Source organism: Actinoplanes sp. NPDC023936 (assembly GCF_040639325.1).
Lineage (GTDB): Bacteria > Actinomycetota > Actinomycetes > Mycobacteriales > Micromonosporaceae > Actinoplanes.
In genome coordinates this window covers 80,760-90,594 of sequence record NZ_JBEZZR010000039.1, presented here as the reverse complement: position 1 = coordinate 90,594, position 9,835 = coordinate 80,760, and the positions used below count along the sequence as shown (strand labels likewise).

The following is a 9,835-nucleotide window of genomic DNA, read 5'->3' as shown; positions in this document are numbered from 1 at the left end:
GGCTTCGAGGGGCCGGCGATCACGGTGGACACGGCGTGTTCGTCGTCGTTGGTGGCGTTGCATCTGGCGGTGCAGGCGTTGCGGAACGGGGAGTGTGAGATGGCGCTTGCCGGTGGTGTGACGGTGATGGCGACGCCGGACACGTTCGTGGAGTTCTCGCGGCAGCGTGGGCTGGCGCGGGATGCGCGGGTGAAGGCGTTCTCGGACGACGCTGACGGTACGGCGTGGGGTGAGGGTGTCGGTGTTTTGCTGGTGGAGCGGCTCTCCGACGCGCGGCGGCGGGGTCATCCGGTGCTGGCGGTGGTGCGTGGGTCGGCGGTGAATCAGGACGGTGCGTCGAATGGGTTGACGGCGCCGAACGGGCCGTCGCAGCAGCGGGTGATTCGTCAGGCGCTGGCGTCGGCGGGGTTGGGCGCGGCGGATGTGGATGTGGTGGAGGCGCACGGCACGGGTACGGCGTTGGGTGATCCGATCGAGGCGCAGGCCCTTCTCGCGACGTACGGTCAGGATCGGGATGAGCCGTTGTGGCTGGGGTCGGTGAAGTCCAACGTCGGGCACACCCAGGGCGCCGCGGGCGTCACCGGCGTCATCAAGATGGTGACGGCGATGCAGCACGGGGTCATGCCGGCGACTCTGAACGTGGGCGAGCCCACGTCGAAGGTGGATTGGACGGCCGGCCGGGTGGAGCTGCTCCGCCAGGCCAGGGACTGGGCGACCGACGGCCGGCCGCGCCGCGCCGCGGTGTCGTCGTTCGGCGTGAGCGGCACCAACGCCCACGTCATCATCGAGGAGCCGCCCGCGTCGCCGGCCCGCGAGGAGGCAGCCGGCGACCGGCCGCTGCCGCTCATCGTGACGGCGAAGACGCCGGCTGCTCTTCGCGAGTACACCGACCGCATCAGGACCGCGGCCGGTACGGCAGCTCCGGCCGACGTCGCCTACTCCCTCGCCACCGGTCGTGCGGTGTTCGACCACCGGACCGTCACCGTGGCCGGTGAGGAGATCACCGGGCAGGCCGACGTCACCGGGAAGACGGTCTTCGTCTTCCCCGGCCAGGGCTCACAGTGGGCCGGCATGGGCGCCGATCTGCTGGACGCGTCGCCGGTCTTCGCCGCTCGCATGGCCGAGTGCGCCGCCGCCCTCGCCCCGTACGTCGACTGGTCGCTGCTCGACGTCATCCGGCAGGCGCCCGGCGCGCCGACGCTGGACCGCGTCGACGTCGTCCAGCCGGTCTCCTGGGCGGTCATGGTCTCCCTCGCCGAGGTGTGGCGGGCCCATGGCGTCACCCCGGACGCGGTTCTCGGCCATTCGCAGGGCGAGATCGCGGCCGCCTGCGTCGCCGGCGCGCTGACCCTGGCGGACGCCGCGGCCGTGGTGGCCCTGCGCAGTCAAGTCATCGCCCGCAGCCTGGCCGGGCACGGCGGCATGATGTCCGTCGCGCTGCCGGTCGACGAGGTCCGCGCGATGGCCGACGACACGCTGGAGATCGCTGTCGTCAACGGGCCGTCGGCCACCGTCGTGGCCGGCCCGCCCGAGGCTCTGGACGAGTTGCTCGCCCGCTGCGCCGCGCGGGAGATCCGGGCCCGGCGGATCCCGGTCGACTACGCCTCGCACAGCTCGTACGTGACGCTGATCGAAGACGAGCTGACCGCGCTGCTCGCCGGGGTCGCACCTCGTACGCCCGAGGTGCCGTTCTTCTCCAGCGTCACCGGGGCATGGATCACGGGCCCCGAGCTCGACGGCGGATACTGGTACGGCAATCTGCGGCAGGCCGTCAACTTCGCCACCGCCACCGAGGCGCTCGCCCGGTCCGGTCATGCGGTCTTCGTCGAGGTGAGCAGCCACCCTGTGCTCACCGTGAGCATCCAGGAGACCCTTGACGACACGGTGACCACACCGTACGTGGTGACCGGGACGCTGCGCCGCGACGAGGACGGCCCGTACCGTGTCCAGGCCGCGCTCGCCGCTGTGTTCGTCCGCGGCGGGAAGGTCGATTGGAGCCCGGTCTTCGAGGGCACGGGCGCCGCCCGGGTGCCGTTGCCCACCTACCCGTTCCAGCGCGAGCGGTACTGGTTCGCCGACCGGCCCACCGCCGGTTCCCCGCTCAAGCTCGGTCTGGACACGATGGACCATCCGCTGCTCGGCGCCGCGCTGCCGCTGGCCGCATCCGGCGGGATGGTCGCCACCGGCCGCTGGTCGCTGCACACCCACCCGTGGCTCGGCGACCATCGGGTGGCGGGTGCCGCGGTCGTACCGGGTGCCGCCCTGGTGGAGCTGGTCCTCGCCGCGAGCGATGGCACCGTCGAGGAACTGGTCGTCGAGGCGCCACTCGTCCTGCCGGCCACCGGCGGCGTGCAGGTCCAGGTGGTCCTGGGCGAGGCGAGCGAGCAGGGCCGCCGGACAGCCGACGTCTACGCCCGTGCCGACGGGCAGGAAAGCTGGACCCGGCATGCCACCGGCGCGGTGATCGCGGCCGTGCCGGAGGGTGAGCCGCTGGTCGCCTGGCCACCCGCCGGTGCGCAGCGGGTCGACATCGCGGGCTTCTACGAGCGGCAGCTCGCAGCGGGCTACGAGTACGGACCGGTCTTCCAGGGAGTCCGTGCCGTGTGGACTCGCGGTGACGAGGTGTACGCCGAGGTGGCCCTGCCCGCCGAGGAGCACGCCAACGCCGCGCGGTTCGCGTTGCACCCGGCCCTGCTCGACGCGGCCCTGCAGACCGGCATCTTCCGGCCGCAGCCGGACACCGAGGCCGGGCAGACGCTGCTGCCGTTCGCCTGGACCGGGGTGTCGCTGTTCGGTGTCGGCGCCACCGAGCTGCGGATCCGGATCGTCTCCGCCGGCCCGGACGGCACGTCGATCCGGCTCGCCGACGGCACCGGCGCCCCGGTCGCAGCCGTCGAGGCCGTGGTCTCGCGCCCGGTCGCGACGGCCGACTTGACCGCCGGCCAGGCGTCCGCGCCGGTGTACCGGATCGACTGGCAGCCGGCGCCGGCCACCGGGCAGGGACTGGCCGTCGTGCCGGTCTCCGGTCCGGCTGACCTGGCCGCCGAAGCCGCGCCGCTGATGGTTCACCCGGTGCCCGCGGGGGTCCAGCTCGCCGACGTCCTGGAGCTGGTCCAGGCCTGGCTGGCCGAACCGCGGTTCGCCGCATCACGCCTGGTGCTGCACACCCGCAACGCGGTCGCGGCGGTCGAGGGCGACACGGTGGATCCGGCGGCCGCGGCGGTATGGGGTCTGATCCGCACCGCCCAGTCCGAACACCCCGACCGGTTCGTGCTGGTCGACGGGGACGCCGACGCCCTCGACCTCGTCGACGGCAGCCTTCCGCAACTGGCCGTCCGGGCCGGGGAGGCCCTGGAACCGCAGCTCGCCCGGGTCACCGATCGTGGTGAGCGGCTCCAGCTGACCGAGAACGGAACCGTGCTGATCACCGGTGGCACGGGCCTGCTGGGCGGGTTGCTCGCCCGGCACCTGGTGACCGCCTACGGCGTACGCCGGCTGCTCCTGCTCAGCCGCAGTGGCGCCGCACCCGACCTGGTGGCGGAGCTCGCGGCGGGCGGGGCAACGGTCGACGTCGTCGCCGCCGACGCCGGTGACCGGGAGGCGCTGCGTGCCGCGCTGGAACGAATCCCGGCGGAGCATCCGCTGACCGCTGTCGTGCACGCTGCCGGCGTGCTGGACGACGGGTTGTTCACGGCCCTGACCCCCGAGCGGCTCGACCGGGTCTGGCGGGCGAAGGCCGACGCCGCCCGGCACCTGCACGAACTCACCCGGGACCGGGACCTGGACGCCTTCGTCCTCTACTCGTCCGCCGCCGGGCTGCTCGGTAACGCAGGACAGGCCGGCTACGCCGCCGCGAACGCGTACCTGGACGGGCTGGCCGAACACCGGCGGGCGCTGGGCCTGCCGGCGGTCTCCCTGGCCTGGGGCATGTGGGCGCAGGCCAGCGGCATGACCGGCCACCTCGACGACGGCACCCTGGACCGTAACCGGCGCCGCGGCATGCTCGGCATCACCGATGCCGAAGGGCTGGCGGCCTTCGACCTGGCGGTGGCGGCCGGCTCCGCCGTGCTGCTGCCCGCCAAGCTGGATCTGGCCGCATTCCGCGACAGCGGCGCCCCGGCCGCGCGGATGTCGCGGTCGCTCGTTCGCCCGGCCCGGCGGACCGCCTCGGCCGCGGCTCCGGTGGCCGCCCTGGACCAGCTGCTCGCCGGGCTCGACGACGCCGGCCGGGAACAGGTGGTGCTCGAGCAGGTACGGACTCACGTGGCCGGTGTGCTGGGCCTGCCCGGCCCGGACACGGTCGAGCCCGGCCAGGCGTTCAAGGACGTCGGCTTCGACTCGCTGCTCGCGGTCGAGCTGCGCAACCGGCTCACCGCAGCAACCGGCGTACGGCTGCCGGCCACCGCGGTGTTCGACTACCCGAACCCGCTCGCGCTGACCCGGCAGCTGCTGGCCGGCCTCACGCCGGCGCCCGCCGGACCGGCCGACCCGGACGGGCTGACGAGCATCGAGCGGATCTGGTCCGCGGCCGACGAGGCGGAGCGGGCTCGGATCACGGCCCGGCTGCAGACGATGCTCGCCCAACCCACCACCTCTGGGACGGAGCGCCTCGACCTCGACTCCGCCAGCGACGACGAGATCTTCGACTTGATCGACAACGAACTCGGCCTCTCCTGACCAGGATCGGACTGCCATGGCGAACGATGACAAGCTCCGCGAATACCTCAAGCTCGTGGTGACCGACCTGCGGGCCACGAAGAAGCAGGTCGAGGACCTGAAGTACGACCGCAGCGAACCCGTGGCGATCGTCTCCATGGCCTGCCGCCTCCCCGGCGGCGTGTCCACTCCGGACGACCTGTGGCACCTGCTGGCCACCGGTGGCGACACGATCGGCGACTTCCCCGGCGACCGCGGCTGGGACCTGGCCGGCCTGTTCGACCCGGACCCGGACCATCCCGGCACCTCATATGTACGGCAGGGCGGCTTCCTCGACGACGTGGCCGGGTTCGACGCGGCCTTCTTCGGGATCTCCCCGCGGGAGGCGCTGTCGATGAACCCGCAGCAGCGGCTCATGCTGGAGACCTCGTGGGAGGCCTTCGAACGGGCCGGCATCGACCCGCAGTCGCTGCGCGGCAAGGACGTCGGGGTCTTCGCCGGCGTCATGTACCACGACTACGCCCCGCGGCACCCGCACGTGCCCCGCGCGATGGAAGGCCTCGCGGGCATCGGCAACTCGGGCAGCGCCACCAGCGGCCGGGTCTCGTACACGCTGGGCCTGGAGGGACCGTGCGTGACGGTGGAGACCGCCTGCTCGTCGTCGCTGGTGGCGTTGCACCTGGCGATGCAGGCGCTGCGCAACGGCGAGTGTTCGATGGCGCTCGCCGGCGGAGTGACGGTGCTCGGTACGCCGGGTGTCTTCGTCGACTTCTCGCGCCAGCGTGGTCTCGCCGCCGACGGCCGGATCAAGGCCTTTTCGTCCGACGCGGACGGCACCGCACTCGCCGAGGGCGCTGCCCTGCTGCTGGTGGAACGCCTCTCCGACGCGCAACGGCACGGGCACCCGGTGCTGGCCGTGGTGCGCGGATCAGCGATCAACCAGGACGGTGCGTCGAACGGCTTGACCGCACCGAACGGCCCGTCCCAGCAGCGGGTGATCCACCGGGCCCTCGCCTCCGCCGGGCTCACCGCCGCGGACGTCGACGCGGTGGAGGCGCACGGTACCGGCACCGCGCTGGGCGACCCGATCGAGGCGCAAGCCATCCTCGCCACCTACGGCCAGAACCGCGAGCGTCCCGTCTGGCTCGGATCACTGAAGTCGAACGTCGGGCACACCCAGGCGGCGGCCGGGGCGGCCGGCGTCATGAAGATGGTCCTCGCGCTCCAGCACCGGACGCTGCCCGCGACGCTGCACGTCACCGAACCGTCCACGAAGGTCGACTGGGACACCGGTGACGTCCGGCTGCTCACCTCGGCAGTCGACTGGCCGGCGGGCGAGCGGCCGCGCCGGGCGGCGGTCTCGTCCTTCGGCATGAGCGGCACCAACGCGCACGTCATCATCGAGGAGGCGCCCGCCGCCGAGCTGGTGGAGACCGCGGACCGCCCGCGCGCCCTGCCGTTCGTGCTGTCCGCGAAGACTCCCGAAGCCCTGCGTACGCACGCGGATCGGCTTGCCGGCTGGCTGGCCGAGCACCGTGGCGTCGATGCGCGCGACGTAGCGCGTTCCCTCGCCGCCCGTCCGGTCCTGGCCCACCGTGCCGCGTTCGCCGCATCCGACCTGGATGAGGTCGTCGACCGGCTGCGCGAGCTGCGCGTTCCGCAGAACGCGCCGGCTCGTGGCTCGCTGGCCGTGTTGTTCACCGGCCAGGGCTCGCAGCGGGCCGGGATGGGCCGTGAGCTGGCGGCCGCGTTCCCGGTCTTCGCGCTGGCGTTCGACGAGGCGTGCCGGGCGTTCGACGGTCTGCTGCCTCGGCCCCTGGCCGAGGTGATCGACGATCAGACAGCGCTCGATCGTACGGAGTACGCCCAGCCGGCGATCTTCGCCCTGGAGGTGGCGCTGTTCCGTCTCTTCGCGTCGTGGGGTGTGAACCCGGACTTCGTCAGCGGCCACTCGATCGGTACGTTGTCCGCTGCTCAGGTGGCGGGCGTGTGGTCGCTGGCGGACGCCGCCCGGCTGGTCGCAGCGCGAGGCCGGTTGATGCAGGCGTTGCCGGAAGGCGGCCTGATGGTCGCGGTCGAGGCCTCCGCCGATGAGGTGCGGCCGCTGCTGGGACCCGGCGTGGATCTGGCGGCGGTGAACGGTGCCCGGTCGGTCGTCGTCTCGGGGGTGGTGTCCGCGGTCGAGGAGCTGCTCGCCCGGTTCGCCGGCCGCCGGACGCGGCGGCTGCGCACCTCGCATGCGTTCCATTCGGTGTTGATGGAGCCGATGCTCGACGAGTTCGCCGCGGTCGCCGCCGGTCTGGACTATGCGGCGCCGCGCATCCGGATGGACGGCGCGGTGACCGATCCCGGGTACTGGGTGCGGCATGTGCGCGATGCGGTCATGTTCGCCGACGACGTGCAGTCGCTGGCCGGCCGCGGTGTCACGACGTTCCTGGAGCTGGGCCCGGACGGCACGCTCGCCGGCCTGATCGAGCACGGCGTCGGCGTCCCCGCGCTGCGCAAGGGCGTCGGCGAGGACACCTCCGTCGCCGCCGCGCTGGCCCAGCTGTACGTCCAGGGCGTGTCCTTCCGCCTACCCGGTGGTCTGGTGGACCTGCCGACCTCGGCGTTCCAGCGCGAGCGCTACTGGCTCGCCCCCGCGGAGGCGGCCGTCCCCGCCTCGTCCGGCCATCCGTTGCTGACCACGCTGGTGACGCTGACCGGCGACGGCGGCGTGGTGGCCACCGCCCGCTGGTCCGTACGGACACCATCGTGGCTCGCCGACCACGTCGTCGCCGGCGCGGTGGTCGTGCCGGCCGCGGTCCTGCTCGAGGCGGTCCGGCACGCCGCCGGCGAGGTCGGCGCCGCCACCGTGGACGAGTTCGTCATCGAGGTCCCGCTGACGCTGGCGACCGCAGCGGAGACCCTCGTACAGATCGAGATCAGCCCTCCGGACGACGGCCGCCGCACCGTCACCGTCCACGCCCGCGACGACGCGGAGGCCGGGTGGGTCAGGCACGCCACCGGCTTCGTCAGCGCCGGGCCGGCCGCCGACGACATGGGTGACCCGGACGGTGGGCGGGCCGCGCTCGGCGCCGACCTGACGGTCTGGCCCCCGGCCGGGGCGGAGCCGGCCGACCTCACCGGCTTCTACGCGGCGCAGGAGGGCAACGGCCTCGACTACGGGCCTGCCTTCCAGGGCCTGCGCCGGGCCTGGACCCGGGACGGCGACGTCTACGCCGAGGTCGCCCTGCCCGACGACGTGGACGTGAGCGGTTACGGCCTGCAGCCCGCCTTGCTGGACGCCGCCCTTCAGGCCGGTCTCCTGGCCTCCGGCCGGCCGCTGCTGCCGTTCAGCTTCACCGGTGTGCGGCTCTTCGCCGCCGGCGCCTCCGCCGCCCGGGTCCGGATCCGGGCCGCCGGACCGGATGCGGTGTCGGTCGTTCTCGCCGATCAGACGGGTGGTCCGCTGGCCGCCGTCGACACGCTGGTCCTGCGCCCGTTCGATCCGGCCGGCAACTCCCTCTACCAGGTCGATTGGGTGCCGGTGACGGTATCGGCGGCGGACCGGGACACGCCGGAGCCGTCGGTCCTGGACCTCACCGCGGCCGGCGACCCGGCAGACGTCCGCGAACTGCTGGCGAGGACGCTGACCGCGGTCCAGGACGTGCTGACGGGCGATTCCCGGCTCCTCGTGCTGACCCGGCGGGCCGAGACGGACCCGGCCGCGTCCGCGGTGTGGGGGCTGCTGCGCGCCGCGCAAGCCGAACATCCCGGCCGATTCGTGCTCGCGGACCTCGACGACGACGCATCGGCGCCGCTCCTGCCGTCGATCGCGGCCGGTGACGAGCCACTCGTCAGGATTCGCGACGGCCGGGTCCTGGCGTCCCGTCTGACCCGCATCCGCGGGAACGGCGACGCCCCGGCAGCCTGGCGCCCGGACGGCACGGTGCTGATCACCGGAGCGACCGGCGCCCTGGGGTCGGCGGTGGCCCGGCATCTGGTGCGCGAGTACGGCGTACGCCACCTGGTCCTGGTGAACCGGCGCGGAACCGGCGCCGAACTGGTCGCCGACCTGGCCGAGATGGGAGCGAGCGCCGAGGTCGTCGCCTGCGACGTGGGTGACCGGGCGGCGCTGGCAGCGGTGCTGGACGGCATCCCGGCGGACCGCCCGCTGCGCGCGGTGGTGCATGTCGCCGGTGTGCTCGACGACGGGGTGCTCACCGCGCTGACGCACCAACGGCTGGACACCGTGCTGCGGCCCAAGGTGGACGGGGCCTGGCACCTGCACGAACTCACCCTCGACCGGGACCTGGACGCCTTCGTGATGTACTCCTCGGCGGCCGGCACGCTGGGCAGCCCCGGCCAGGCCAACTACGCCGCCGCGAACGCCTTCCTGGACGGCCTGGCCGGACACCGGCGGGCGCTCGGACTACCCGGTGTGTCGCTCGCCTGGGGCCCGTGGGTGCAGGAGTCCGGGATGACCGCGGAGCTGGCCGCGGCCGACGAGGCGCGGATGGCGCGCAGCGGTCTGCGACCGGTCACCGTCGAGCACGGCTTGGCGCTGTTCGACGCCGCGCTGGCGAGCGATGTCGCGGCGGTGATGCCGGCCCGGCTCGACCTGTCGGCCGGCGCGACGATCCCGTTGCTGCGGGGCCTCGCCGCACCCGCCCGGCGCGCCGCCCGTGCCGCCGCCGGCCCCTCGCTGGCTTCCCGGCTGGCCGGACTGGACGCGGCGGGTCGGCAGAAGCTGGTCCTCGGTGTGGTCAGCGACCACACCGCCGAGGTGCTGAGCCTGCCCGGACCGGACGCCATCGCGCCGGACCAGGCGTTCAAGGACGTCGGCTTCGACTCGCTCACTGCGGTGGAGCTGCGTAACCGGCTGGCCGAGTCGACCGGGATCCGGCTGCCGGCGACCCTGGTCTTCGACTACCCCACCCCGGCGGAGTTGGCCGCCCACCTGCTCGGCGAGCTCTCCGAGGACGACACCGGCGCGGTGGACGAGGCGCGCCTGCGTGCCGTGCTGGCGACCGTGCCCCTGCAGCGGCTCCGCGAGGCCGGCCTGCTGGACGCGCTCATCGGCCTGGCCGAACCGTCCGGCACGCCGGACGAGGAGCCCGCGGATTCCATCGCCGACATGGCTCTGGACGACCTCGTCGCGCTGGCGCTCGGCACCGGCGCCCACTGAACCGGAGGA

At 73.6% G+C, this 9,835-nt stretch carries 2 protein-coding genes; both read left to right on the top strand.

Going from position 1 to position 9,835, the window contains the following annotated elements; translation table 11 throughout:
• Positions 1 to 4,677 (top strand): type I polyketide synthase (locus tag AB0F72_RS34615; RefSeq protein ID WP_360440617.1); only part of this gene is annotated, 4,677 nt, incomplete at its 5' end.
• A 16-nt stretch (positions 4,678 to 4,693) separates the two neighbouring features.
• Positions 4,694 to 9,826: a type I polyketide synthase gene (locus tag AB0F72_RS34610; protein WP_360440614.1), complete on the top strand. Its 5,133-nt coding sequence runs from the start codon at positions 4,694 to 4,696 to the stop codon at positions 9,824 to 9,826.
• Positions 9,827 to 9,835 lie beyond the last annotated feature (9 nt).